General features: G+C 46.6%; 25 protein-coding genes and 2 other annotated features. Of the genes, 4 read left to right on the plus strand and 21 right to left on the minus strand.

The window, feature by feature from the left end; translation table 11 throughout:
- Positions 1-11: 11 nt before the first annotated feature.
- Positions 12-641: a YdcF family protein gene (locus ACHAL6_RS04800; RefSeq protein WP_395269106.1), complete on the minus strand. Its 630-nt coding sequence runs from the start codon at positions 639-641 to the stop codon at positions 12-14.
- Complete coding sequence (locus ACHAL6_RS04805) at positions 623-1,402, minus strand: acyl-[acyl-carrier-protein] thioesterase (RefSeq protein WP_395269107.1); 780 nt, start codon at positions 1,400-1,402, stop codon at positions 623-625. The genes ACHAL6_RS04800 and ACHAL6_RS04805 overlap by 19 nt, the downstream gene beginning before the upstream one ends.
- Positions 1,403-1,614: 212 nt before the next feature.
- On the opposite strand from ACHAL6_RS04805, the gene idi reads away from it, so the two are divergent.
- The 3 genes from idi (at position 1,615) to ACHAL6_RS04820 (ending at position 4,177) form a co-directional block, all read left to right on the plus strand.
- Positions 1,615-2,154, plus strand: coding sequence for an isopentenyl-diphosphate Delta-isomerase (gene idi / locus ACHAL6_RS04810; protein ID WP_395269108.1), 540 nt, complete (start codon positions 1,615-1,617; stop codon positions 2,152-2,154).
- Positions 2,155-2,321: 167 nt separating this feature from the next.
- The gene (locus ACHAL6_RS04815; RefSeq protein ID WP_395269109.1) at positions 2,322-3,407 is read left to right on the plus strand and encodes a hypothetical protein; all 1,086 of its coding nucleotides are present in this window, start codon (positions 2,322-2,324) and stop codon (positions 3,405-3,407) included.
- Positions 3,408-3,598: 191 nt separating this feature from the next.
- The gene (locus ACHAL6_RS04820; RefSeq protein WP_395269110.1) at positions 3,599-4,177 is read left to right on the plus strand and encodes a LysE family transporter; all 579 of its coding nucleotides are present in this window, start codon (positions 3,599-3,601) and stop codon (positions 4,175-4,177) included.
- 76 nt (positions 4,178-4,253) lie between these two features.
- On the opposite strand, the gene ACHAL6_RS04825 is transcribed toward ACHAL6_RS04820, so the two are convergent.
- The 19 genes from ACHAL6_RS04825 to ACHAL6_RS04915 all read right to left on the minus strand — a co-directional run bounded on the left by ACHAL6_RS04825 (position 4,254) and on the right by ACHAL6_RS04915 (position 25,123).
- Positions 4,254-4,469 (minus strand): 2-oxoacid:acceptor oxidoreductase family protein, encoded by a 216-nt coding sequence (locus ACHAL6_RS04825; RefSeq protein ID WP_395269111.1) that lies wholly within the window; start codon positions 4,467-4,469, stop codon positions 4,254-4,256.
- Positions 4,466-4,828 (minus strand): indolepyruvate oxidoreductase subunit beta, encoded by a 363-nt coding sequence (locus ACHAL6_RS04830; protein ID WP_395269112.1) that lies wholly within the window; start codon positions 4,826-4,828, stop codon positions 4,466-4,468. Before ACHAL6_RS04830 ends, ACHAL6_RS04825 begins: the two co-directional genes overlap by 4 nt.
- The gene (gene iorA / locus ACHAL6_RS04835; protein ID WP_395269113.1) at positions 4,821-6,596 is read right to left on the minus strand and encodes an indolepyruvate ferredoxin oxidoreductase subunit alpha; all 1,776 of its coding nucleotides are present in this window, start codon (positions 6,594-6,596) and stop codon (positions 4,821-4,823) included. Before iorA ends, ACHAL6_RS04830 begins: the two co-directional genes overlap by 8 nt.
- Positions 6,593-7,501 carry a phosphate acyltransferase gene (locus tag ACHAL6_RS04840; protein WP_395269114.1) on the minus strand — a complete coding sequence of 303 codons (909 nt, stop codon included), beginning with the start codon at positions 7,499-7,501 and terminating at the stop codon, positions 6,593-6,595. The genes iorA and ACHAL6_RS04840 overlap by 4 nt, the downstream gene beginning before the upstream one ends.
- Positions 7,502-7,735: 234 nt before the next feature.
- Complete coding sequence (locus ACHAL6_RS04845) at positions 7,736-8,767, minus strand: alpha-hydroxy-acid oxidizing protein (protein WP_395269130.1); 1,032 nt, start codon at positions 8,765-8,767, stop codon at positions 7,736-7,738.
- A complete protein-coding gene (locus tag ACHAL6_RS04850) occupies positions 8,764-9,201 on the minus strand; it encodes a DUF523 domain-containing protein (protein WP_395269115.1) in 438 nt (145 codons plus the stop codon). The genes ACHAL6_RS04845 and ACHAL6_RS04850 overlap by 4 nt, the downstream gene beginning before the upstream one ends.
- Before the next feature lie 5 nt (positions 9,202-9,206).
- On the minus strand, positions 9,207-11,552 hold the full coding sequence (locus tag ACHAL6_RS04855) for an endonuclease MutS2 (protein WP_395269116.1): 2,346 nt from the start codon (positions 11,550-11,552) through the stop codon (positions 9,207-9,209).
- Complete coding sequence (locus tag ACHAL6_RS04860) at positions 11,552-13,897, minus strand: DUF3656 domain-containing protein (RefSeq protein WP_395269117.1); 2,346 nt, start codon at positions 13,895-13,897, stop codon at positions 11,552-11,554. Before ACHAL6_RS04860 ends, ACHAL6_RS04855 begins: the two co-directional genes overlap by 1 nt.
- A 128-nt stretch (positions 13,898-14,025) precedes the next feature.
- On the minus strand, positions 14,026-14,640 hold the full coding sequence (gene zapA, locus ACHAL6_RS04865; protein WP_395269118.1) for a cell division protein ZapA: 615 nt from the start codon (positions 14,638-14,640) through the stop codon (positions 14,026-14,028).
- A gap of 187 nt (positions 14,641-14,827) precedes the next feature.
- Positions 14,828-17,191 (minus strand): phenylalanine--tRNA ligase subunit beta, encoded by a 2,364-nt coding sequence (gene pheT / locus ACHAL6_RS04870; RefSeq protein ID WP_395269119.1) that lies wholly within the window; start codon positions 17,189-17,191, stop codon positions 14,828-14,830.
- Positions 17,192-17,204: 13 nt separating this feature from the next.
- Positions 17,205-18,227: a phenylalanine--tRNA ligase subunit alpha gene (pheS, locus tag ACHAL6_RS04875; protein WP_395269120.1), complete on the minus strand. Its 1,023-nt coding sequence runs from the start codon at positions 18,225-18,227 to the stop codon at positions 17,205-17,207.
- Positions 18,228-18,268: 41 nt separating this feature from the next.
- Positions 18,269-18,488: a binding site (T-box leader), on the minus strand.
- 63 nt (positions 18,489-18,551) lie between these two features.
- A complete protein-coding gene (locus tag ACHAL6_RS04880) occupies positions 18,552-19,364 on the minus strand; it encodes a TrmH family RNA methyltransferase (RefSeq protein ID WP_395269121.1) in 813 nt (270 codons plus the stop codon).
- Positions 19,357-20,022 (minus strand): potassium channel family protein, encoded by a 666-nt coding sequence (locus tag ACHAL6_RS04885; RefSeq protein WP_395269122.1) that lies wholly within the window; start codon positions 20,020-20,022, stop codon positions 19,357-19,359. The genes ACHAL6_RS04880 and ACHAL6_RS04885 overlap by 8 nt, the downstream gene beginning before the upstream one ends.
- Before the next feature lie 13 nt (positions 20,023-20,035).
- A complete protein-coding gene (locus ACHAL6_RS04890; RefSeq protein WP_395269123.1) occupies positions 20,036-21,391 on the minus strand; it encodes a TrkH family potassium uptake protein in 1,356 nt (451 codons plus the stop codon).
- 198 nt (positions 21,392-21,589) lie between these two features.
- Positions 21,590-21,946, minus strand: coding sequence for a 50S ribosomal protein L20 (gene rplT, locus ACHAL6_RS04895; protein WP_395269124.1), 357 nt, complete (start codon positions 21,944-21,946; stop codon positions 21,590-21,592).
- Positions 21,947-21,970: 24 nt separating this feature from the next.
- Entirely contained in the window at positions 21,971-22,168 is a 198-nt protein-coding gene (gene rpmI / locus ACHAL6_RS04900) for a 50S ribosomal protein L35 (protein ID WP_395269125.1), read from the minus strand.
- Between the two features lie 22 nt (positions 22,169-22,190).
- Positions 22,191-22,709 (minus strand): translation initiation factor IF-3, encoded by a 519-nt coding sequence (gene infC / locus ACHAL6_RS04905; protein ID WP_395269126.1) that lies wholly within the window; start codon positions 22,707-22,709, stop codon positions 22,191-22,193.
- Between the two features lie 34 nt (positions 22,710-22,743).
- Positions 22,744-22,851: a sequence feature (ribosomal protein L20 leader region), on the minus strand.
- Positions 22,852-22,947: 96 nt separating this feature from the next.
- The gene (locus ACHAL6_RS04910) at positions 22,948-24,438 is read right to left on the minus strand and encodes a sensor histidine kinase (protein WP_395269127.1); all 1,491 of its coding nucleotides are present in this window, start codon (positions 24,436-24,438) and stop codon (positions 22,948-22,950) included.
- A complete protein-coding gene (locus ACHAL6_RS04915) occupies positions 24,428-25,123 on the minus strand; it encodes a response regulator transcription factor (RefSeq protein ID WP_395269128.1) in 696 nt (231 codons plus the stop codon). Before ACHAL6_RS04915 ends, ACHAL6_RS04910 begins: the two co-directional genes overlap by 11 nt.
- A gap of 197 nt (positions 25,124-25,320) precedes the next feature.
- Here ACHAL6_RS04915 and ACHAL6_RS04920 point away from each other — a divergent pair, with 197 nt between their 5' ends.
- The gene (locus ACHAL6_RS04920; protein WP_395269129.1) at positions 25,321-25,749 is read left to right on the plus strand and encodes a hypothetical protein; all 429 of its coding nucleotides are present in this window, start codon (positions 25,321-25,323) and stop codon (positions 25,747-25,749) included.
- Positions 25,750-25,930: the final 181 nt, after the last annotated feature.

The raw sequence follows: 25,930 nt of genomic DNA on the forward strand, positions 1-25,930 counted from the left end.
TGATGCTGTGGTCATCTGTTTCGGTCAATGATGAGATATTTCAGTACACTCAGGTATTCTCTGAGATATCCTTTCACTAGCGTGGTGGGTGGCGTAGTGGAAGGAATGCCGAAGGCATCCAGTCCGTTTTCTCTTGCAGTGAGCGTTCCTCTGAAGACATGGAAACTGCTGGTGACGATACCGAACTTCGTCTCCTCCAGTTTCAGAGTCGGCATTTCCTTCTCCAGCATGGCGATGCTGAAGGTGATGTTCTCATAGGTGTTGAAAGAGCCTTCTTCCGTGAGGATTCTTCTCTCGTCAATGCCTTTCTCCATGAGATAGGTTTTCATGGCTGCGGCTTCTGTGATCTCTTCCCCTCTTCCGATTCCCCCTGAAACGATGGCAATGGCTTCCGGATGACTCTCCAGATACGCAGATCCTCTGTCCAGGCGATGCGAAAGGGCTGGAGAAGGAGTTCTTCCATAGAGTCTTGCACCCAGGATGATGATGACATCGGCTTTTTCATCACTGGTTCTGTTGGCGTGATAGAGGATGAGTCCTTCCACCACCACAAAAGTCAGCACGAAAACGGCAGTAAGGACAAAAAGGGTTTTTCTGAGGATATGCTTTCCGGAGTGCTTCTCTAGCTTCTTCTTTTCCATTTCAGCTCCACTATGGACAGCAGATTGTCCTCTTCATCATAGATTTCATGATAGGAGAATCTGTCCTCCAGCATAGACTTTACCAGAACATTCCCGCCAGGCCTCTTCTCTTTTTTGTAGACGATGGAAAGATCCTCCGGCACAAAGTCCAGAAGATAGGTTTCATTCTGGTCCGTTGTGAGAGATTCCATGGCCCAGCCGATATAGACCGTGTTGTTCACATGGTCGTTGCTGTCGATGTCATGAAATCGGATTTCAAAGCGCTTTTCGTGGGTGTAGACGGGATTCCTTCTTTTCTTGACGGGTTTTGCATCAATTTCCTGAACGATCTCATCCTGTACTGGTGAAAGCGAAGGATCGATTTTATCATGATACACATTCTGGACATGCTGCGGAATCTTCACCATCTTCCTCTTTTCTCCGTCTATGACGATCCATACAGAAAGCGCATATCCTACGGTTTTCCCATTTTCATCCACCACGTAGAAGTATCTGTGGGAGTAGATGTCCTTCTGGAAAAGGGCGAAGGTTCTGAAACGAAGTGTTCGGGCATAATAATCCCCTTCCTTAAGATGCAGCTTCCAGCTGTAGAGTACCCAGACCAGTCCCATCTCCTCCATATAGTTCGGAGCAAGCCCCAGACTTACCGTATGATACATGGATGTGGTGTTCAGCATCTGCACCAGAGAATCCAGTTTGACGTATAAAAACCGGTCCACTTCCTTGAAATCCACTATGGTGCTTTTCTCGTATTCTTTCATTGCATTCTCCTTGCATGTCGGATAGAAATTTTACGGAATATAATTGCGTGCCACCGACATTCTGAAATTCTATTAATCAATAGTACGAATATATCCCAAAAATTTTAAATTCATCTTAATATTTATGAAAAGAATGAAAGGAAACGTTTGATGAAAGAGAAGATATCAGCTATAATAATCCAAATATTCGAAGTGAAATGGAGATAGAAAAAATGGAAGATATACTGATACTCGTAGACGAACAGGACACTTTTCAGGGATACATGGGCAAGGAAGAGGCCCATCTTAAAGGAGTGAAGCACAGAGCCTTCAGCATATTCGTGTTCAATGAGAAGAACGAGCTTCTGCTTCAGCAGAGAGCGCTTTCCAAGTACCATACACCTGGCCTCTGGAGCAACACCTGCTGCAGTCATCCGCGATATGGAGAGACCACTGTTTCTGCAGTGCACAGAAGACTGCCCGAAGAGATGGGTTTCGATACAGAGCTGACCCACGTTCATGAGATGTCCTATGAGATCCGTTTCGACAACGGCATCACTGAAAATGAATACGATCATGTTTTTGTCGGCAGGTATGACAAGAATCCTGACATCAACAAGGAAGAGGTTCATGATTACAGGTGGATTTCCATGGAAGATCTGAAAAAGGATATGGTCGAGAATCCTGAGAAGTACACTTTCTGGTTCAGAAAGATCATGAACGAATTTGATTTCATGAAAGCACTCCATGAGTCTGAGACACAAGAAGTATAACGGATCCTGCAGTAAATCCGGAAAAGTTTCCCCCATAATTTCCAGGTGCTATTGATTATTGTTGACGTACTAGCCTATAAAATATATAATATATTAAAACATAAACTAGTATTATGCATGAGTTTCTATGGATATGAAGAAATATACCTATAGTGGGGGGCGCATTAATGGAGCATACTGAAAAGACGGAAATCATCAACAGCTACAATGAGGATTATTTCAAGGCAAGATTCAAGAAGAAACTGTTCGGCGGGTACAACCCGGCGGAGGTCGTCGACTTTGTCAATGCCATGAACAGCAATTTTCAGAACAGCGATCAGAATCTGAGAAAGAACATCATGAAACTGACCCAGGATAAGCAGACAGCTGAAAATGAACTGCATACTCTGAAATCCGAACAGAACAGTCGTCTCCTGGAGATGAAACAGGAAATGGACGCCCTTCTGGAAGAACTGGATGAGAAAAACGGCATCATCCTCTCCCATGAATCTCTTCTCAGCGAGTACAGCATGAGACTGGAAGAAGGCGGCGGAAAGTTCGAAGAGACCATCATGGAACTTCGCACGGAGAAGGATGCTCTGGAAACACTGCTTGTACAGGAAAAGGAAAAGAGTCATGAACTCTCCGAGAGGATTTATGCACTGAATGAGGAGATGAGACTCCTGAACCTCCAGGTGGAGGACCTTGAAAACCAGAACGATACGACGTATCTTGATGAAAAAGTCGAACAGATGAAGCTGGAAGCTTATGCCCAGGTAGATGAAGAGAAAAGAATCAGTCTCAGTCTGCGTCAGGAAATCAAGGCTCTGCAAAGCCGTCTGGAAGAAGTGGAGAAATCCAATGAAGCCATCAGGAATAAACTGTATGAGGAAAAGAATCTGAGAATCGCAGTGGAAGAGAATCTCTCTGAAGAGAAGAAGAAATTTTCCGATCTTCAGATCAGTGGTTTCAAAAAGGAATTCAGCAGCATCCAGCAGTTCCTGGAAGAGCTATCCATGGAGCAGGAAATCAGAAACAGAGAGCTGGAGCTGGAACTGCAGCTGGAAAGAGAGAAAACGGAAAAAGCAGAAGAAAGAATCGAAAATCTGCTTGCAAAATACGGTGCCCTGAAGGATAAAGTGCTCTGGGAAAAGAAGCAGTTCATGACCAAGCTCAGTGAGCTGGCTGACGGACACAGTAAATTCGTTTCAGATTTCAATCTGGTTCTGACGGAACCCACACCCATCGACTCCAAGGAAGCAAGCAACCAGTAATCAATCTTATGAAATCAGCCGAGAAGCACTTTATGCTTCTCGGTTTTTTATGACCGGAAGAAGGTTCTCGGACTTTCTGAAGCGTCTTTCTCTCCTTCTTCCGGAATGAAAGCGCGGAAATGTTTTGACAGGAAGTGCAAAAAGTTCTAAAGTAATGAGATATAGAAATGTAGTCGTATTGGAGGAGCCTTATGAATGTAGCAGCCTTTCTCACCTATATCATCATCACGGCCATTACGCCAGGACCCAACAACATCATGTCCATGACTCATGCCAGCAGGATGGGTTTCAGAAAGAGCTATCCGTTCAATCTGGGGATCTTCCTGGGCACCACCATGGTCATGGTGCTCTCCACACTGTTTTCCAGTCTTTTCTTCAGTTATATTCCCAAGGCGGAGCCCGTGATGCTTGTCATTGGTGCAGGGTATCTTCTTTATCTGGCCTACAAGATCATGACCAGCGGAAAAGAGATCAGAACCGGAAAGATGACCGAAGCAAGGTTTCTTCCAGGGGTTCTCCTTCAGTTCATCAATCCCAAGCTCTACATCTACAGCATCACAGCCATGGGATCCTATATCCTGCCTCATTACAGAGAAACAGGTATTCTTCTTCTATTCGCCTTCTTTCTGGCTGTGGTGGGTTTTCTCTGCACCGTGCTGTGGGCGCTGTTCGGGTCACTGTTTCGAAAACTGTTTTCAGACAAGGGAAAGCTCATCAATACCATCATGGCGCTGCTGCTGGTCTACAGCGCAGTATCTCTGTTCCTGTAGGCATCGGGCGGAAGGATGAGAAAATGAAAAAGCAGGAGTTCCATCAGGGGACTCCTGCTTTACTATTTGAGAGGTTCTATAAGCTGTAGCCCAGTTCCATGGCCTTCAGGTTCACATCCTGCAGAGCGGGCTTGAAATACTGGCCTATGAGCTTGTCGAGAAGATCCTTCTCCATGCCCAGATCTTTTGCCAGAATGCCCAGCAGAATCATATTGGCCACTTTGGCGTTGCCGAGTTCTATGGCTTTGCTCTGTGCATCCACTGCTTTCACATCATAGCCTTTTTCCTTCATTTCAGTATGATTTCCTCCGGATAGACTTCTTTGCCCATGTTGACGGAATAGGGCCTGATTTCATGGTCACTGGAAATGACGGTGCCGTTTTCCTTCAGAAACTGAAGCCACCTTCCGGATTCGCTTTTCTCGAAGGATACGATGTAGTCGGCTGTTCCCTTTTCTATGAGCGGAGAATGAACCCTCTCCCCGTACCTGACCTGAGTGGAGACGCTGCCGCCTCTCTGAGCCATGCCATGCACTTCGCTCATCTTGACATCATAACCCAGATCAATGAGCGCAGCTGATAAAAGATTCGAGGCGGATATGGTTCCCTGTCCGCCGACCCCTACAAATAATATATTGGCTTCCTTACGCATTGACAAGATCCCCTTTCTTCTCGATTGCATCAAACGGGCATACCTGATAGCACAGTGTGCATCCGTTGCACATTTCTCTGTCGATGAATACACTTCCATCCTTGATGTAGATGGCAGGACATCCGGTACGAACGCAGGTCTTGCACTTTCTGCATTTTTCCTGATCGATTTCCACATAGGAATTTCTTCTAAGGATCTGTACATCCTTCAGAAGCGCACAGGGTTCCTGTGTGATGATGACAAATGGCTCCGTTGCTGCTTTGGCTTCCTTGATCACTTCCTTCGCCTTGTCCTGATAATAGGGATTGATGATTTTGATGTTCTCATCCTTTATGCCTAAAGAGCGGACCAGCATCGGAATGTTGATGTCCCCTGCTTCTTCACCCATTAAGGTCTTTCCGGTTCCAGGATTCTCCTGATGCCCGGTCATGCCCGTGGTCCGGTTGTCCATGATCACGGTGACCACAGGGATCTTGTTGTAGATGGAATTCACAAGACCAGTGATGCCGGAGTGGAAGAACGTGGAATCCCCGATGAAGGAGAACACTTTCTTCTTTGTGTTTCCCTGAATGTCCAGGACTTTCTGCATACCTGTTCCGGCGGAGATGGATGCGCCCATGCAGATGACGGTGTCCGTCACATTGATGGGGTCCATGGCACCTAGGGTGTAGCAGCCGATATCACCGGATGCGATGATGTCTCTGTCGGTCTTCAGTGCATTGAAGAACCCTCTATGGGGACAGCCTGCACAGAGTACTGGAGGTCTTGTGGGAGACTTCGATTCCATGAGAATCATTTCCTTCTTCTCCGTTCCCAGGAAAGCTTCCCTTATGATTTCAGGGTTCAGCTCTCCGCAGATGGGCAGCACATCCCGGCCTCTGCAGGCGATGCCCATGGCTTTGATCTCCTTCTCCAGATAAGGTTCGTTCTCTTCAATGACGATGAGCTCCTCCATGTCCTTGGCGAATTCTTCGATGAGTTCGGTGGGAATCGGAAAAGTCATACCCAGCTTCAGATAAGATGCGGTATCACCGAAGACTTCCCTGGCATAGGCATAGGAGATTCCTGAGGTGATGATGCCGAGCTTGCTGTCGTTTTTCTCCATGATGTTCAAGGTGGAAGCATTGTTGTAGTGTCTTAGACTTACAAGTCGGTCTTCCACGATGGGATGTCTTCTCTGCGCATGGCCTGGTGTCATGACATTCTTCAGCTTGTCTTTCTTGTATTCTTTTATGGCGACTTCTTTTCTGTCTTCCAGGTTCACAAGAGATTTGGAATGATTCACTCTGGTGGTGGTTCTGATAAGCACCGGTGTATCGAATTCCTCACTGATCTCGTACGCTTTCTTCACGAAGATGCGGCATTCTTCGGAGTCTGAAGGTTCCAGCATGGGCACTTTGGCATGGAGCGCATAGTAGCGGTTGTCCTGCTCATTCTGGGAAGAATGCATCCCCGGGTCATCAGCGTTGATGATGACCAGTCCACCATTGACGCCGATGTAGGCCATGGTGAAGAAAGGATCTGCTGCCACATTCAGTCCCACATGCTTCATGGTGGTCAGTGCTCTTGCACCCATGATGGCTGCCCCTGAAGCCGCTTCCATACCGACTTTCTCGTTGGGTGCCCATTCAGAGTAGACTTCCTTGTATTTCGCCAGATTCTCCAGTATTTCAGTGGATGGAGTTCCCGGATAGGCAGAAGCGAAATGTGCTCCTGCCTCATAAGCACCTCTTGCGAGGGCTTCATTACCTGTCATAAGTGATTTCATTGTTTTTCCCCCTTGGATAAAGTCATCATTACGGCCAGCGCGATGCTGTTCAGCTTTGCTTCACTGGAATCGGAACGTGATGTGAGAATCACCGGGCATTTTGCACCCAGGATGATGCCTGCGCTTTCTGCACCGGCCATGTAGGTGAAGGACTTGCCCAGGAAATTTCCCGCTTCAAGACCGGGCACAAGAAGCACATCCGCGTCTCCAGGCACTTCCCCTGAAACGCCCTTATGCTCTGCGGATGCTTTCGAGATGGCGATATCGAAGGATAAGGGTCCTTCCACAACGACATCCTTCTCCCCTTTGAACAGGTTCTGAAGTTCCAGTGCATCCACGCTGCTCTCCAGGTTGGGATTCACTTTTTCCACAGCGGAGAGTGCCGCAACCTTCATAGGATGGAGATCGAATATGGCGCCCAGTGTCATGGCGTTTCTGATGATGTTTTCCTTTTCCTTCACGCTGGGCTTCATGACCATGCCGCCGTCGGTGAGAAGAATCAGTTTATGATAACTCTTCATCTCATAGACCATCACATGAGACAGGAGCGTATCTCCTCTAAGTCCCAGTTCCTTGCTGAGCACCGCTTTCAGCAGCACCTTGGTGTCCACGAGGCCTTTCATGATAATATCCGCATTCCCCTCGGAAACGGCTTTTGCGGCCATGTAGGAAGCTTCTTCCGGTGTTTTCGCGTCGATGATCTCCGCATGACGGAAAACAAGATTGTTTTTTTCCATGGTCTCCCTGATTTTCAGGGCATCACCGAAGAGCAGAAAGCTGGCCATATTGTGTCTTTCCGCTTCAGACAGTGAGATCAGTACATCTTTATCTTCCGCAGAAGCCACAGCGATGCGCTTTTTCTGATTTCTTGCCTGGCTTATGATTTCTTTCAAGCTGGTAATCAAAATAATTTCCCCCTTAATGTTCTGATAACGTATACAGCGAATTTCAAAAAGAAGATGAAACCCGCCGGCTCATCTTCTTTCAGTATAAAATATCCTATGCACATTATCAATTGAAGGTAAAGAACTATATAAATTCCGTGAAAACTTCCCGGATGGGACCGCCAACCTGTTAAATTGTCTCCTGCTGTGTCACGATATTCATAATCATTCTTTCCTTCGTTATTGCTTTAACGTTTATTCCGGGACGTTGATGCATTTTCCCTGGGATGCCTTGATGGCTTTCAGGTCTCTGCATCCTGTAAGGAGCATGGCTCCCCTCAGTTCATTGTAGATCTTCTGCGCATAAAGAGATACCGCTTCCTCACCACCACCGATGGCATACTGGGCGAAGGGTCTTCCGATAAGCACAGCGTCCGCACCTAAAGCCAGAAGCTTGAATACATCCACACCACTTCGCACACCACCATCTGCCAGTACCTTGCAGCGGTCACCTACAGCCTCTGCGATGTCCTTGAGAACAGATGCTGTGGATGGTGTGTGATCCAGAATCCTGCCTCCGTGATTGGAAACCACAATGGCATCTGCACCAGCAAGAACCGCGAGATTCGCCTCTTCCACGGTCATGATTCCCTTGATGATGAAAGGCACCTTCAGATGCGCCTTCACTTCCATAAGGTCACTGAGGGATTTGGGGTCTACGCGCTGTCCATGCATCTTCAGTGTATCAAGACCGGCAGCATCGATGTCCACACCCACTGCCAGAGGAGCTGAAGTCATGGCAAGATCGATTCTTGAGAGAAGCTCTTCATTGTTCCAGGGTTTGATGAACGGAATACCGGAAACGGATTCCTCCTTCAGTACTTTGAGGTTGTCTTCAATGAATGATTTGAATGCGGAATCCCCTACCATAGGAATGATCCCTGCATTTTTTGAACCTCTTATCACAGCTCGGATATAGTCTTCTTCTGTAACCTTGTTTCCCATATTGATGTTCACACCGGTGACAGGAGCCGGCATCACCGGCATGGAGAGGATCTGTCCGAAAAGCTCGGTTTCAGGAACAGGTTCCTTCACATCATGAATGGTTTTGAGATTCAGTGTTATTTTTTTCAGCGCATTGTAATTGCTCATGAAACTTGAACCGGTTCCCTTTCCGCCCATGCCGGGAACTTCTCCTCTGCATGCCACGCCATCGCATTCGGGACACATTCTGCACTGGGGCTTCATGAGTTTTCTGGCATTCACTGCCGCTTCCTTTAATGTCATTTCCATAATCCTCCGATTTCATTTTCTGTATAGACTTCAATTCCGTTTTCCATGAGCAGTCTGCAGGCGACACCATGGCCTTCAATCAGTCTGCCTGAGTAGGTACCGTCATAAATCCGGTCTTTGCCGCAGGAAGGACTTCTGGCTTTGAGAACCGCTTTTGTGATTCCGTTTCTTCTGCAGTAGTCCAGGGTGATCCAGGCACTTTCCTCGTAGTTTTTCGTCACGTCTTTCCCGTTCACGGTCAGTACCAGACCGTTTCTTATCTCAGCAGGATCTCTGGGGACAGAGAGCCCGCCCAGGACTTCCGGACACATGGGAATCAGCTCGAATTTCTCCCTGAGCCGATCTATTTCTCCGATTTCAAAACCTTTTCCGTCGTATCTTACCTTCTCTCCAAGAAGACAGGCTGATACAAGCAGTTTTTCTTTCATGCGCTCTATTTCAGGGTTACGATGGTAACACCTTTTCCCCCTTCTCCGTATTCGCCCAGACGGTATTTCTTCACATGCGGGTGATGCCTGAACATATCCCAGAGGTGTTCCTTCAGGATCCCCGTTCCCATGCCGTGAATGATGGTGACCTCATTAAGACCCGCCATGGAGGCTTCATCCAGATACATATCAACGATATGCTCCGCTTCCAGCGCATCCTGTCCACGGACATCACAGCTGATGGAAACCTGTTTCAGATTGAGCCTGGCTTCCCTTTTCGCGATCTTTTTCTGCTTCTTGTCTTCCCGGATCTCCACAAGATCCCTTTTATTCACATTCAGCTTCATGATGCCGGCCTGAACCATAAGGTCTCCTTTGGCATCCGGCAGTGTCAGGATGGACACTTTCTGATTCAGAGTGGACAGAAGAACTTCCTGTCCTTCGCTGAACTCCGTAATCTTTTTTCCTTCCACTTTTTCGAACAGATCTTTCTGTTCCGACTTATCCATGTCCTTTTTCAGATGATCCCGGATTTCCTGCAGGCTTCTTCTGCTGTCTTTCAGCTCCACACTGCTTTCCAGGTCTCGGAGCTGTCTGAGGATTTCATCCGCTTTGGTCTTGGCTTCCTCCAGGTATTTTCTGCCTTCGTTCTTCGCATCTCTCATGGCCTTTTCCCGGATTTCCTCGATGCGTTCCAGCTTTTTCTTCAGTTCCTCTTCTTTGGTGAGGAGTTCTCTCTTGATGTTCTCCGCATCTCGCGCATCCTTGGAGGCATCTCTTCTGGATTTTTCAAGACTTTCGATGAGTTCCTCGAATTTCAGCGCTTCCCGGTCGATGAATGCTCTGGAACGTTCGATGATGTCATCATTCAGTCCCAGTCTTTTGGAGATGAGGAAGGCATTGGATTTTCCGGGTACACCGATGAGAAGTCTGTAGGTAGGCCGGAGCGTCTCCACATTGAATTCCACGGAAGCGTTGACGGTCTTGTCGGATTTCAGTGCATAGGCCTTCAGTTCGCTGTAGTGCGTCGTGGCAAGGATCCGAATAGCTCTTTCCTTCAGGGTTTCGAGAATCGCCATGGCAAGAGCGGCACCTTCGGTGGGGTCTGTACCTGCGCCCAGTTCATCGAAAAGAACAAGGGAATGATCATCGGCTTCTTTTATGATGCTGACGATGTTTGTCATGTGGGAGGAGAAGGTGGAGAGGCTCTGCTCAATGCTCTGTTCATCTCCGATATCCGCGTAGATGTCGCGGAAATGTCCGATGCTGGAGCCGTCTGTCACTGGAATGAGAATCCCGGACATGGCCATGATATGGAGCAGGCCTACGGTTTTAAGGGTAACGGTCTTACCGCCAGTGTTAGGTCCTGTGATGACAATGGTCGTGATGCCTTCCTCCATGTAGATGGTGGAGGGTACGACTTCTCTGTCCGGGATCAGGGGGTGTCTGGCGTCTCTCAGATTGAAGGTGAGATCTTCCTTCAGCTCAGGCTTGGTTCCTTCGATTCGGCTGGAATATTTCGCCTTGGCAAAGATCACATCCAGTTCATAGATGATGGAAGCGTTTCTTCGCACGGATTCCACGTCCATTTCCACTTTCCTTGAAAGCTCCATGAGAATACACTCGATTTCGGCTTTTTCCTTCAGCATGAGCTCTTTGATCTCATTATTGAGATTCACAAGGCTCATGGGTTCGATGAACAGTGTCGCACCGGATGCGCTCTGGTCATGGATCAGTCCTTTGACCTGACCTTTGTGTTCGGCTTTCACCGGAATGACATATCGGTCCCCACGAACCGTATAGATGCTGTCCTGAAGATACTTCTCATTCTCTCTCACAAGGCTCTGGATCTTGTCTTTGACAGAGCCTGTCTTATCTCTCAGGGAACGCCTGATTTTCAGCAGCGTATCGGAGGCGTGATCGGAAATCTCCTGATCCCCCACTATGGCGTTATAGATGGCGTTCTCCAGCTGCTTCAGGGGAGTGATCCCATACACGAGGTTTTTCAGATGGAAGCTGTGTTCCTCTTTCCCCACATAGTCTTTGAAATGTCTGGCGCTTTTCATGACATTGGCGATCTTAAGAAGGAATTCCGCACTGGCGGTTCCTCCTTTAGCGATATAGGCAATGGAGCTTCTTACATCATAGACACCTTCAAAAGGGGCACTTCCCTTTTCCACCAATAGACTCAGGGCTTCCCTGGTTTCTTCCAGCGCTCTTTCGATTTCTGCAGCGGCGGAAAGAGGAGAAAGGGATTCGATCCCCTCTTTTCCGGGAGAAGAGACGGCATAGGATTTGATTTTCTCCTTGATTTTATTGAATTCGAGTTTGTTCAGATTCTTATCTTTCACTATTCAACACCTCGCTTATAATGTCCTCTGTTAAATGATGGGAGTTCAAGTGCTTCGCCAGTGAGAAACGCATGGAGAATCTCTCTGGCTTCTTCAGGGCTTTCCGTTGTAAGATCAACCCTGAAGGAACGGATACCGATGTGTTCCAGATCCCGGGTGCTGTCCAGAAGATTCTTGGGCTTTCCGTTCATGATGTAGCTTCTGCAGAAGATGTCCGTCATGACAGGGAACTCTTCCCCCATACGGTCCTTCAGGCGATAGCTCTCTCTCATGCAGGCTTCGTTGCAGGGCGTTTCACGGGTCATGCCTCCGACAGTTGCACCTACCGGACAGTACTCGCTGTGCATCATCTCCTGTCTTCCGTAGACCAGAGTAAGGTATCTTTCCTTCTGCTTCAGCGCTTTCAGCTCCTGTCTGTTGAGCTCTTCACTGACCATGGACATGGAAAGATCCTCCTCATAGAATTTGAGGGCATCACTGTTCATGATGTTCAGTTTGTAGTCTCCGATGATGTAGAACTCTTTCCCGAGGAGTCGTATGACCCCTGCATTGTTTGTTATGATACCTGCAAGCTTCCCGTGGTCTTCCAGTTTCTTCACCTTCTCCACAATGGCATGCAGCTCCGTTCTTAAAATATTGGAGACCTTCACATAAAGACGGATCTCTTTGTGCTTCTCTAGAAGCACTGCAACGTCTCTGAAGTTTATATAGCGGGATCCGCGGTAGAACGGATACACAGCAAGATCTTTTGCCCCCATTTCAAGCGCCAGCTTCAGCTGCTCTTTGGTGGAGACGGATACGAGCCTCATATTTTCTCTGATTTCATGGCTTATTTCGCTGTTCGCCAGTACGAGCTTCTCCGGCAGTATTCTTTTGCTGCTTTTCACAAGATCATCGACAATATCTTCAAGAAGCAGTCGTCTCATTTCATTGAGCTCTCTTATGGGCAGGAATCCTTCGCTGAAATCATCCGCCAGGATTGTGGTGAGGACAAAGGGAGATTCTCCGCTCTTTTTCAGCGCTTCTTCCACTCTCTCCAGTGACAACGGAGCTTTGATGGGGGTTTCCACTTTTTTGGAAGCTCTTCTGTACTTTTTCCCGTTATAATGCACCTCTAGGGATGCTTCTTCTCCGGCCCGGAAGAAAAGCACTCCTGTGAGTTCTATTTTACGGTCATATCGTCCGTTGTGACTTCTTTTCAGCGCATCCATCAGTTCAAAGTCATAGGTCTTGTATAGCGGGCCTTCAGGCAGTGTGCTTCTGCCTGTGAGCTTTACGGTTTCCCCTGGCAGAGCCTTCTCTTTCACGTCGCTCCTGTCTCGGATGCCTTCCACTGTGAGACCTTTTTCACCCACACGAAGGCCATCTCCTTTTCGAAGAGGTTCAGAAAGCGTCAGGCTTCCGTCACTGTTCACCTTGCCGATGGGGACACCGGTGTTTTTGGGATAGTTGAAGGACATCATGTCTTTTCCGGTTTTACCGTGAAAGTACCCGTCTGAAAAGCCTTCTCTGTTGAAGACCTTTAAAAGGTTATTCTTATGATAGGCTTCTTTCCTGCCTTCAATCTCTTCTCTGAAATACTTCACCGCCGCAGCCACATATTCCGGCCGCTTCATTCTTCCTTCAATCTTCAGGGAATAAACACCCGAGTCTATGATCTCATCCATATTGTCCACCGCAGTGATGTCCTTGGGACTCATGAGGTAGGCTTTGGCCTGGGATACATCGGATTCATCCATGAGATCGTAGGGCAGTCTGCAGGGCTGTGCACATCGGCCCCGGTTCCCGCTTCGCCCGCCCAGGATGCTGCTCATGAGGCATTGTCCGGAGTAGCTGATGCATAGTGCTCCGTGGACGAAGATTTCCGTTTCCACGCCCAGGTCTCTGCTGATGTGCTTTATCTCCTCAAAAGAGAGCTCTCTTGAGAGAACCACCCTTCTGATTCCTTTTTCCGTGAAATAGAGCGCACCATCTCCGTTATGGATGGTGAGCTGTGTGGATGCATGAAGCTCAAAAAGAGGAAGGTCTCTTCGAAGTCTGTAGATGAGTCCTGTATCCTGCACGATGAGCGCATCCACTCCGATGGTGTAGAGAAACTGCGCATAGGAAACAGCCTCATCAAGTTCTGAATCCTTGAGAAGCGTGTTCAGCGTGATATTCACTTTCACCCCATAGCTGTGACAGTAATCTACAGCATCTTCCAGTTCCTGTTCTGTAAAGTTTGATGCATAGGCTCTGGCAGAGAATCGGGTTCCCCCCAGGTATACGGCATCCGCTCCGTTCTGAACAGCCATGACAAGTGATTCCATACTTCCTGAAGGGGCCAGCAGTTCTATATTATTCAAATTCATCTACCTCATCTACTAAAATTTTCCTTATCCATTATAACACAAAACCGGAACTGAACCATTGTCAGTGCCGGTTTTGTGATTTCCTTCTGCAGACATGGCAGAAGAATGCTCTTTATCATATTTTACTTCAGTTTTTCCTTCAGGATCGGATTCTTTTCCTTCTTTTCCTTATTGTCTTTCGTCTGGGTCAGCTGCGTGTCGAAGAGTTTCTTCTGGAGCTCCAGAACCTTGTATTTGTAGGACTGCAGTTCAAATTTCAGTTCTTTATTCAGTTTGGAGAGCGTTTCATTCTCATCCCGGTATTCTTTGGCGCTGTCCTGCGTCAGTCTCAGTTCCGTTTCAAGCCTTTTTATTTCACGTTCCTTGGAAAGTCTGCCCTTTTCGTCCGCATTTCTGAAGGTGGAAATCTTATCGCTTAAGACCTGATTTTCCTTCTGCATCTTTTCCAGTGCTTCTTCCAGAAGCTTGATTTCTTCTTTGAGGCCCTCGGATTTCTGATAGACGGATCCTTCTTCCTTTTTGATGGCTTCGATTTCGAAATCTTTCTTGAAGGCTTTGTCCACGGAGTTCAGGGCGGCAAGCACCGCAGCGGAAGATGTATCGATCTGCTTGTTTCTTTCCATGATGGAATTGATCAGATGATTGACCTCTTTCCCGACTTTTCGCAGATAATCTTCCTTCTCTTCCCCTTTGACGACATATTCCTGCCCACAGATTCTAACGGTAACTTTATTCATTCGATGGTCCCCCTCAAGTAAATCTTCTACACCGGCACCGGTTGCGCCGGTTAATTTCCAATATTCTAACAAATCACATCGGTTAAAGACTATTATAGACTTTTTCAGGAAAAAAATCATCCGCTTTCAGATTATTTCTTGAAGCGGATGATTCTATCATGCTGAATATAGCCCTATCATTTCATGTTTATCTTAAGGCTGCACCTAAAACATGCTCAAGGGTTCTCACGATTTTATCATGAACCTTATTGACTTCCTTGTCGGTGAGCGTCTTTTCCCTGTTTCTGTAAACCAGGTTGTACGCTACGCTCTTCTTGCCTTCCGGAAGCTGTGTGCCCTTATAGACATCAAAGAGTGTGAAGCTTTCCAATAGATTTCCACCCTGCTTCCTGAAGATGTTTTCCATCTCCTGAACGAGAACCGCATCATCCACAAGGACAGCGATGTCTCTGGTGACGGATGGATACTTCGGAATCTCAGTGTATTTTCTTTCCAGGTCTGCACTGTCGTAGAGTGTCTTCAGATCCATTTCCAGTACATAGGAAGCCTCGTCCATATTGTAATTGGCGAGGACTCTTGGATGCACTTCTCCGAAACTGCCAAGAACCTTCTTTCCTAGAAGAATGTCCGCAGACTTTCCTGGATGGAAGAACGGATTCCCGCTTCTTCTGAAGCTGACGTTCTTCAGCGCGAACTCATCCGCAATGACTTCCACGATGCCCTTCAGATGGAAGAACAGGTCCTTTCCGTACATACCGATGGTCAGCATCTCCTTTTCTTCAGGAAGAACATCCCCCGTTTTCAGATAGACTTTTCCGATCTCATAGAGATAAGCTTCATCATTGCTTCTGGCTTCATTTCTGCTCAGAGATTCCATCATGGAGGAGAGCATGGAGGTTCTCATGACGGAGAAATCCTCTCCCAATGGATTTCGGATCTCCACCATATCCCGAAGACTGGAGTCTTCCGGAATCAGCACCTTGTCCAGATCCTTTCTGGAAATGAAGCTGTAGCTGATGGATTCATAAAGTCCCTGTGCCACCAGATACTCTTCCAGCTTCCTTCTCAGGATCTGATGAGGGTATCTTCCACCTCTAGGCGCGTTGACATGAGGGATGGTGGCATCTATGTTGTTGTATCCGTAGATTCTAGCGATTTCTTCTGCGATGTCCTCTTTGATAAGCAGATCGTTTCTGAAAGTCGGTGTTTCGATCGTTAGGATTCCTTCCTTCGCATCGGTGGAAATCTCAAGATCATTCAGGATCTTCACCATTCTCTCTTCGGAGATTTCAGTGCCCAGGAAACCGTTGATGTAGGAAACAGGAACCTCCAGATGATTCGGCTCTCTTTTTTCGTTATAGACATCCACGGTATAGTCCAGCACTTTACCGATTTCAAGCTTCTCTATCAGATGACAGATGCGGTCCAGGGCAAGTTCTGCCAGATTAGGATCGATATCCTTATCGAATCTTGTGGATGCTTCTGTTCTCAGATTAAGATAAGAGGATGCGTTCCTTGTGGTGACGCCATCGAAATTGGCGGATTCCAGAATGACTCTGGTGGTGTCTTCCTTGATTTCAGAGTCCAGACCACCCATGATTCCTGCGATGCCTATGATGGTCTTGTCGTCATTGATCAGCAGTGTCTTCTCCTTCAGGGTTCTTTCATTCTCATCCAGGGTGGTGAATTTCTCTCCACCAGCCGCTTCTGTGACACGGATGATGCCTGAGGTGATTTCTCTTTTGTCAAATGCGTGGAGCGGCTGTCCGATTTCCAGCATGACGAAGTTTGTAAGGTCCACCATATTGTTCACTGGTCTTACACCGGCCTCCAGAAGTCTGGACTTGATCCATTCTGGGCTTTCTCCGATGGTCACATCCACGATTTCCCGTGCCATGTATCTTCTCGCCAGAGGAGTTTCCAGAGATACCTTCACAGGTTCCACATCAGATGGAATCGGATGGAAGGTCAGAGAAGGCTTCTTTAGAGGGGTTTCATACATCGCCCGGGTTTCTCTGGCAAGACCGAGGATGCTGAGGCAGTCCGGTCTGTTGGAGGTGATTTCAAGGTCCAGTATCCCCCCGTTGAGGCCCAGTGCTTCCTTGATGTCCACTCCGATTTCGGTGTCTTCGGGCATGATCATGAGACCGTCACAGGTTCCTTTTTCCTTTAAACCCAGTTCTTCTTCAGAGCAGAACATGCCGTTGGAAAGAATGCCGCGAAGTTTCCCCTTCTTGATGCTGACCCCTTCCCAGAGCGTTGAATTGTGAAGGGCCACAGGGACAACATCCCCTTCCTTCATGTTCGTCGCAGCGGTGACGATGACGATGGGCTCCTCCTGGTTTATGTCTACGGTACATACGACCAGCTTATCCGCTTCCGGATGCGCTTCGATCTTCTGAATCTTTGAGGTGACCACGTTCTGGATCACATCGAAAGGGTTTTCAAGCCCTTCCACTTTTGAGCCGGAAAGGGTCAGATCATCTGCCAGTGTCTTTCCGTCTACACTGATGTCTATATAATCTTTTAACCATCTGATTGGTAATTTCATGCTGTTTCTCCTCCTACTTGAATTGCTTCAGGAATCTCATGTCACTTTCATAGAGAAGCCTGATATCGTCGATGCCGAATTTCTGCATGGTCATGCGGTCCAGTCCGAATCCGAATGCGAAGCCTGAATAGACTTCAGGATCGATGCCGCCCTTCTTCAGGACTTCCGGATGCACCATACCGCATCCCAGAAGCTCGATGAATCCTTCGCCCTTGCAGACCTTGCAGCCTTCTCCGTGACAGACGAAGCAGGTCCCGTCCATTTCCGCCGATGGTTCGGTGAATGGGAAATGATGCGGTCTGAATTTGGTCTTGATGTCGTCTCCGTAAAGCTTTTTGACGAACTGCTCCAGTGTGCCCTTCAGATCCGCGAAGGTGATTCCTTTGTCTATGACAAGGCCTTCGATCTGATAGAAGATCGGTGAATGCGTCGCATCCACATCATCAGAACGGTAGACTTTCCCCGGAGAGATCATCTTGATGGGTGGTTTCTGATTTTCGATGGTTCTGATCTGGACAGGTGAAGTCTGGGTTCTCAGGACAATATTATCGTCAATGTAGAAGGTGTCCTGCTCTCCTCTGGCCGGATGATCCTTGGGGATGTTGAGAGATTCGAAATTATAATAATCAAGCTCCACTTCAGGGCCTTCTTCTATGGTGAATCCCATTTCAAGGAAGATGTTCTCGATCTTTTCCATGGTGATCATCAGCGGATGCTTACCGCCCATGGGCGACTTCACACCAGGCAGCGTGATGTCGATGACTTCGTTTCTCAGCTTTTCCTCGGTGGCTCTTTCCCTGATGACTTCCTTCAGGGACTGGATTTTCTCTTCCAGTTCCCCTTTCGCTTCATTCACAAGCTTACCTACCAGAGGTCTCTCTTCAGGAGAAAGTCCTCCCATACTTCTTAGAATCTTAGTAAATTCACCTTTTTTACCGAGATATTCCACTCTCAGCTTTTCCAGCTCTTCACCGGACTTCAGATTTTCGATTTTTTCGTTGAAACTTTTTTTGATGGCTTCAATTTGTTCGCGCATAATTTCCTCCATTTCGAATAAATAAAAAAACCGTCCCTCATAAAAGGGACGGAAGAATCCGTGGTACCACCCTGATTGACGAGATCGCTCCCGCCCGCTCAGTTAAATGTATCGGTTTACCCGTCAGAGACTACTCTAGTTTCCCCTCTGATGCTCCAAAGTGAACTTCACTGCGCGTTTTCTACAGAAAGCTTACAGTCTGTGGCTTTCATTCCCTGGCTAGAATTCTCTGGCAGTTACTCTCTTCATCCATGCATGAATATTGTTTTGTATCTACATTATTATAGAAGATATGAATGAATTTATCAACTGCATTAGCACAGTTTATTTCAGAAATCCGCTTTCCAGCTGGCGAACCCGTTCGAAGAGAACGATGGAGGCCGCCACAGCCGCATTGAGGCTTTCAGCACCTCCGGGCATGGGGATTCCGAGCAGCACGGCTGCTCTTTCTTCTATTTCTTCCGAAATACCGCTGCCCTCATTGCCGATGGCGATGATCAGGTTTCCGGTGAGATCTTCATGAAAAATGTTTCTCTCTGCTTCGAGGCTGGTTACTGCAAGCTGATAGCCCGCATCAAGAAACTTTTTCAGCGTCTCTACCCCCTGATGATAAATGGGCAGATGAAAGACGGATCCCATGGAACTTCGTATGACTTTCTCATTGTAGGGATCCACGGTATTCTTTCCAAGAATGATGCCCTTTGCGCCGGCTGCATGGGCGGACCGGATGATGGTGCCCAGATTCCCGGGGTCCTGGAGTCCGTCAAGATAAAGAAGAAGCTCCGAGGATGTGTCCTGAAAGGAGACCTCTTCCGTGGAAGCGTCCTCCAGAGAAAGAACGCCGATGACGCCCTGAGGATGCACAGTGGACGAAAGATCCCGGATCACGTCGTTTTCCGTGACGATGATCTCGGTCTGTTCTGCATAAGGCGCAATATACCGGGCAAACTCCTCTTTCTTCCCGCTTTCGTAGAGGACCGCATGAACCTTTTTTCCTGCTTTGAAGGCTTCCTCCAGAAGACGGAACCCTTCCACCAGATAGAGCTTCTCTCTCATGCGATATTTCTTCTCTTTCAGCTTTTTATAGCTTCTGATTCTGGGGTTGCTTCTGCTTTCGATATAAGTCTCCTTAATCATTGGAAACCAGACTTTCAATTTTACTCAAGTCATCAATGGAACCGATGACTACCAGGACATCTCCCTCGTGAATCACATCTGTGGCACGAGGAGAGATATTGATGTCCATCTCGGATTTTATAGCCATGATGTTGATCCCGTACTTTGCTCTGGCATCAAGGGTTTTGATGTCCTTTTCCAGCCAGGCGTGAGGCGCCTGAACTTCCACGATGGAGTAGTCAGGTGAGAGCTCAATGAAATCAAGTATATTTGCCGCAACAAGATTATGCGCTACTCGGATCCCCATATCATGTTCGGGAAGAATGACCTTATCGGCTCCGATTTTCGTGAGCAGTCTTGCATGCATGTCATTTGTGGCTTTTGCCACCACTTTCTTCACACCGGCTTCTTTCAGGTTCAGAGTGACCATGATGGAAGACTGGATGTTGGTACCGATGGAAACGACGGCGATGTCGAAGTTTCTGATGCCAAGGGTTCTCAGGGCCAGTTCATCTGTGGCATCCATCTGAACGGCGTGGGTGACGGAATCCGCTATTTCCTGGATCATGTTTTCATCATCATCCACTGCCAGTACATCATGGCCCATTTTGAATAAAGTAGTTGCGACGCTCTGTCCGAAACGTCCGAGTCCTATAACGATTATCTGTTTTTCTTTCATCTGCTTTTCTCCCTTAACCTATTAGAATTTTGCCTTCCGGGTATTTATAATTGATCTTTTCCTGTTTGCCTGCCAGAGCCAGCATAACCGTCAGGGGACCAACTCTGCCCAGATACATGATGATGGCGATGGTGACTTTACCAACTGAAGATAAGGTCGGGGTAAGACCCTGACTGAGCCCCACCGTACCGAATGCGGATATGACTTCATAAAGAATCGTTTCAAAGGAAGATCCGACTTCTGTGATGGAAAGAATCATGACACCAATGATGACGATGGTGATCCCCAGCATGAAGATGGCCATGGCTTTGAATACAATGGACTGGGAAATTCTTCTCTTGTACACTTCCGCATCCTGACGTCCTCTTAAAACGGAGATCAGAGTGAAGACCACGATACCAAGGGTCGTTGTCTTCACACCACCTGCGGTGGACCCTGGGGATCCTCCGACAAACATGTAACCCATGGTGAGAAGTTTTCCTGCCGGAGACATGTCTGAATTGGAGATGCTGTTGAATCCTGCGGTTCTCGGCGTTACAGCGGAAAAGAATGCATTGGTCAGTTTATTGCCGAAACTCATATGTTCGATGGTTGCAGGATTGTTCCATTCGAAAATCAGCAGAGCAATGGTGCCGACAGAAAGAAGAATACCTGATATAGTCAGAACAACCTTCGCATGAAGACTGAAGTTCTTCAGTTTTCTCTTAGCTCGAACTCCGCTTATGATTTCTCTGATAACAAGATAGCCGAGTCCACCAATATTGATTAGAATGGCCAGTGTGATCAGAATAATCTTATTCTCGTTGAATATGGTGATGGAGGTGAAATTTCCCAGAAGATCGAATCCTGCATTATTGAATGCTGAGATCGCGTGGAAAATCCCGTAATAGATTCCTGTTCCGATTCCGTAGATCGGTATGAACTGGGTCATCAGAATCAGTGCAGCGAAAAGCTGAACGGATACTGTGAACAGCAGCATGTATCTGACATGACTGATGATGCCCTGAAGGCTGAAGGTGTTGTAGGCCTCCTGCATGACGAGTCTCTCTCTTAAGGAGATTCTCTTTCCAAGGACCATGGCGAAAAATGTGGACATGGCCATGAATCCCAGACCACCTATTTCGATGAGTGTCAGAATAATGACCTGTCCGAAGGTGGACCAGTAGGTTCCTGTATCCAGCACCACAAGGCCAGTTACACAGACAGCGGATGTTGCGGTGAAAATGGAGTCCAGAAAACTGGTGATTTCGCCGCTCTGGGTAGCGATGGGCAGTGTCAGAAGGATCGCACCTGTCAGAATCACTGTCAGAAATCCTATGGCTAGTATTTTAAATGGACTCATGTTTCTTTTCTTCTTGAACTCTTCCATATTATGCACCTCTTAGTCCTGTTATGTATGTTAAATTATACTACCACTCTATAATAACACGATTCATTGTACTCTTTTAATAGTAAATTTCAAGCAATTTGTTGAGGATTGCTTTCTTGCGTACAGGAATCCCTGTTTTACCGGATTTTTCAACAAAAAAGGTCATTCGGCGGTTCGTCCGAATGACCATGTTCTCAATTATGCAAGTTTTGACTTAGCAGTTTCTACGAGTACTGCGAAAGCCTTTGGATCGTAGATCGCGATTTCTGAAAGCATCTTTCTGTTGATGTCGATTCCAGCGATCTTAAGACCATTCATGAATCTGGAGTAGCTCAGACCATTCATTCTAGCAGCTGCGTTGATTCTAGCGATCCAGAGTCTTCTGAAGTCTCTCTTCTTCAGCTTTCTACCGATGTAGGAATTTCTCTGTGCTCTGATTACAGTTTCGTTTGCTGTCTTGAATAGCTTGCTCTTTCCGCCATAGTATCCTTTTGCAAGCTTAAGTACTTTTTTATGATTCTTACGAGCGTTTACGGCTCTTTTTACTCTTGCCATTATTAATCCTCCTGTATCCTTCTATTATAGGTATGGTAGCAATTTCTTCATTGCTTTTTCCTGAGTTGTAGAAACATACCCAGTCTTTCTAAGATTTCTCTTTCTCTTAGTTGACTTCTTTGTAAGGATATGACTTCTGTAAGCTTTTCCTCTCTTGAGCTTGCCGCTTCCAGTCTTTCTAAATCTCTTTGCTGCCCCTCTATGGGTCTTCATTTTTGGCATAGTTAATTCCTCCTAAAGTTTGTTACTTCTTTGGAGTCAGGATCATGATCATGTTACGCCCTTCCATCTTGGAAGGCTTTTCGATCTGACCGACATCCTCTAGCTTTGTTGCGAAATTATCCAGGATCTTGTATCCGTTCTCTTTATAAGCCGCTTCACGTCCTCTAAATCTTACGGTTACCTTTACTTTATCGCCGTCTTCCAGAAATTCTCTGGCTTTGCTGGCTTTAATCGTAATATCGTGCTCTTCAATTTTAGGACTGAATCTGATTTCCTTTAATGTAATGACCTTCTGATTTTTCTTGGCTTCCTTTTCCTTCTTCTGCTGCTCGTAGATAAACTTATGGTAATCCATGATTTTACATACTGGCGGCTTTGCAGTCGGAGCAATCATAACCAGGTCAAGATTCTGTTCTTCAGCGATTCTCAGCGCTTCCTTTGAAGATACGAGTCCCATCTGTTCGCCTTCGCTTGAAATAAGTCTGATTTCTTTTTCTCTTATTTCGTAATTAATTGGGTTGTTTTGTTTAATAATTTTCACCTCCGGAATTTGTATGCCTTTTCCAACGTTTCAAGACGTTAAAAAAGGACGGTATGTACCGTCCTCGAATTCACTAAAGAATGAATTGTTAACCATACAACGCGAGTCGTAGGGTGAGAAACGGTGGTTTCTTCTTGTACCGTACTATTATAGCACAAACAGGTATTGTGTCAACAATAAAATTCATGCAGCTTTCGTACTTCTCAATGATACCCTATAAACGCTGAGTTTACAAGCCTTATTGAGGCTGATCTTCCATGAGACGGAAGACAAAAGTAAAGACCGTATGGGTCTGTGGCGTACTCTCCACTTCAATTTCAATAGCATGCCGCTGGGCGATCTCTTTTACAATGGCGAGTCCTAGACCGGTGCCTGTCACGGAATCCGCATTTTTGTGGCGGTAGAATCTTTCGAAGATGTGATCCAGATCCTCTTCGCTGATTCCCTTTCCATGGTCTTCCACTGAGACGCGTAGGATTCCTTCTGATGCGGTGACTCCGATTTTCACCTGATCCCTGCTGGAGGAGAATTTTATGGCATTATCCAGAACAGCCGTGATCATCTGACGGATACGACCGTAATCACCGTGAAACAGCAGTGTTTCGTATCTGTTCTCATAAATCAGATCAATGTCGTTTTTCTTCGCGATGGTCTGCATGCTTCGGACCACATCATTGAGGACTTCGGTAAGATTTAAGGGTTCCATCTGCATTCTGAAATCCGGATTCTGAAGTTTTGTAAGGCTCAGCAGATCATCTACAAGTCTCTGGAGTGCCAGGATCTCTGTGAACATCTGCTCATGATATTCTTCGACCTGGGCAGGTTCTTTGATGACTTTGTCTTTCAGTGCCTCAAGGGACCCTCTCAGAACGGTGACGGGCGTTCTCAGTTCATGAGAGATACTGGAGATGAAATCTCTTCTTGACTGCTCCAGACGTTCGCTTTCCCTGGAAGCCAGATCCAGTCTATCAGACAGAATATCGAGTGTTCTGGCCAGATCCCCTATTTCATCATCCTGGGTCACGTGGGTTTTGACGGAATAGTCTCCTTCGGATAATCTTCCTGCAGTTTTGGTCATCTGTTTCAGGGGCTTTACAAATCTTCTTGAAAGTAGAATTGTGAGTATGATGGAAAGAAACAGTGCAAGCAGTGTGCTGAGGATGAAAATCTGAAGTCCGCTGTAGACGACTGATTCCATTCCGGTGATGGATGCATGAAGAAGCACCACTGCAATGGTATCCTCACTGCTGGAGCGAACAGGTGCACCGACAGTGAGTGTTCTGGCACCTAGGATATCGCTGAATTCCTCACTGAAATAGATGTTTCCTTTCAGTGCTTCCTGTACCACTTCATTGGCCGATTCGGGCAGTTCTTTATAATCAAGATCTGCGCCCTGCCCTCTCAGAATCAGTTCTTCATTCTCATCTACGATCCATACATCGCTCATGGCGATATCATCGATGACATTAAGATATGGCATGAAACCTCTCATAGTCGTCATGCCCATGCCGCCCATGCCCATACCCCGACGATCGGGGTCTGAATCGGCATCAAGATATTCTGAAAGACTTTCAGCAATGACTTCTGCCCTTTTCTGCATATCATGCTTATGATAGTCCATGGTGCTTTTTCTGAACATCAGCGTAAAGGACAACCCCATGATCAGTGAGAAGATGATAAGCAGTGAGGAAACAAACAGAACCAGTTTCTGCGTGATCTTATAATTCATCTTTCACCTCGAACTTATAACCCATGCCCCATACGGTCTTGATCTCCCACTTTGGATGATCGTATGGTTCAAGTTTTCCTCGTAGTCTTTTGATATGGGAATCCACCGTTCTTGAATCACCGAAATAATCATAGCCCCATAGACTGTCCAGGAGGTTTTCTCTTGTGAACAGCTTATTCTTGCTTGTAGCCAGAGTCCAGAGAATCTCAATTTCCTTCTTCGTCAGATTGACGACTTCATCATTGACTTCTACAATGAACTGATCCAGATCGATTTTCAGGTTTTCGTAGCTGAACTTGTTTTTTGTCACATGAGCATCCTGAGGCTCCATTCTGCGCAGGACAGCTCGTATTCTGGCCATGACCTCGCCTGGAGAGAAGGGTTTGACGATATAGTCGTCTGCACCGATATCAAGCCCCATGATACGTTCGAAATCCTCTCCTCTTGCAGTGATCATGATGACAGGCACATTGGAGGTCTTTCTGATTTCTCTGCAGACTTCAAAACCGTCCATCATAGGCATCATCACATCTAAAAGGATCGTATCGTATTTATTCCTTCTGAAATAATCCAGTGCTGAGGAGCCCTCATAGGTCACATCTACTTCATAACCCTCATTTTTCGCATATTCACTTAAGATTGAAGTGATCTGTTTATTGTCATCTGCGATAAGTATTCTTGGCATAATCTATCTTCCTTTCAGTACGGATAAGTGATTTATACTTCTATTCTAATTGATTTCTTTGTCTTTTTTGTGATTTTCAGAGAATTAAATTCAGATAAGATGTAAAAAAAACAAACTTATGACACAATTGAAATGTATATTATGAGTGTACAAAGGAAAAGTCCTTATTGTACAGAACATAAATGGAGGCGCATAAAATGAAAAAAATCAGAAACATCGTAGCCGCTGGAGCATTGACCCTAGCCATGGGCGTAACTTCCCTTACTGTATTTGCAGCTGCTAAATACGATTCACCACAGGAAGCTCTTGCAGGAATCACAGGTAAAACCATCGAGGAACTCGAAGATGAGCGATATGATGAAGGTAAAACCTATGGTGAAATCGCTGCGGAAGCCGGAAAACTGGACGAGTTCAAAGATGAGCTGTTCGAACAGAAGAAAGAAATCATCGAAGAACGCGTTGCAGAAGGAAATCTTTCCAGAGAATATGCAGATGAAATTCTTGAGAGAATCGAAGACAATCAGGCAACCTGCTTTGGAACCGGAGAAAGAGGTTCAGGTATGATGGGCGGCTTCGGATTCAGATTCGGTGGCGGCAGAGGCAACGGATTCGGAAGAAACAGATAACAGTTGACCATGAATAACCCCTAATAGAAAGAGTGTCTACGGACACTCTTTTAAACTTCAGTGAAAACAGTACTCCTTTCCGATCCTCGTACGGGCATGGATGAAAACACAGATATAGTCAGGAAAAAACAAAATTATGACACAAAGCCCTGTTACATTGTAACTGTAGAAAGAATCTATA

Source organism: Proteiniclasticum sp. C24MP (genome assembly GCF_043951855.1).
Lineage (GTDB): Bacteria > Bacillota > Clostridia > Clostridiales > Clostridiaceae > Proteiniclasticum.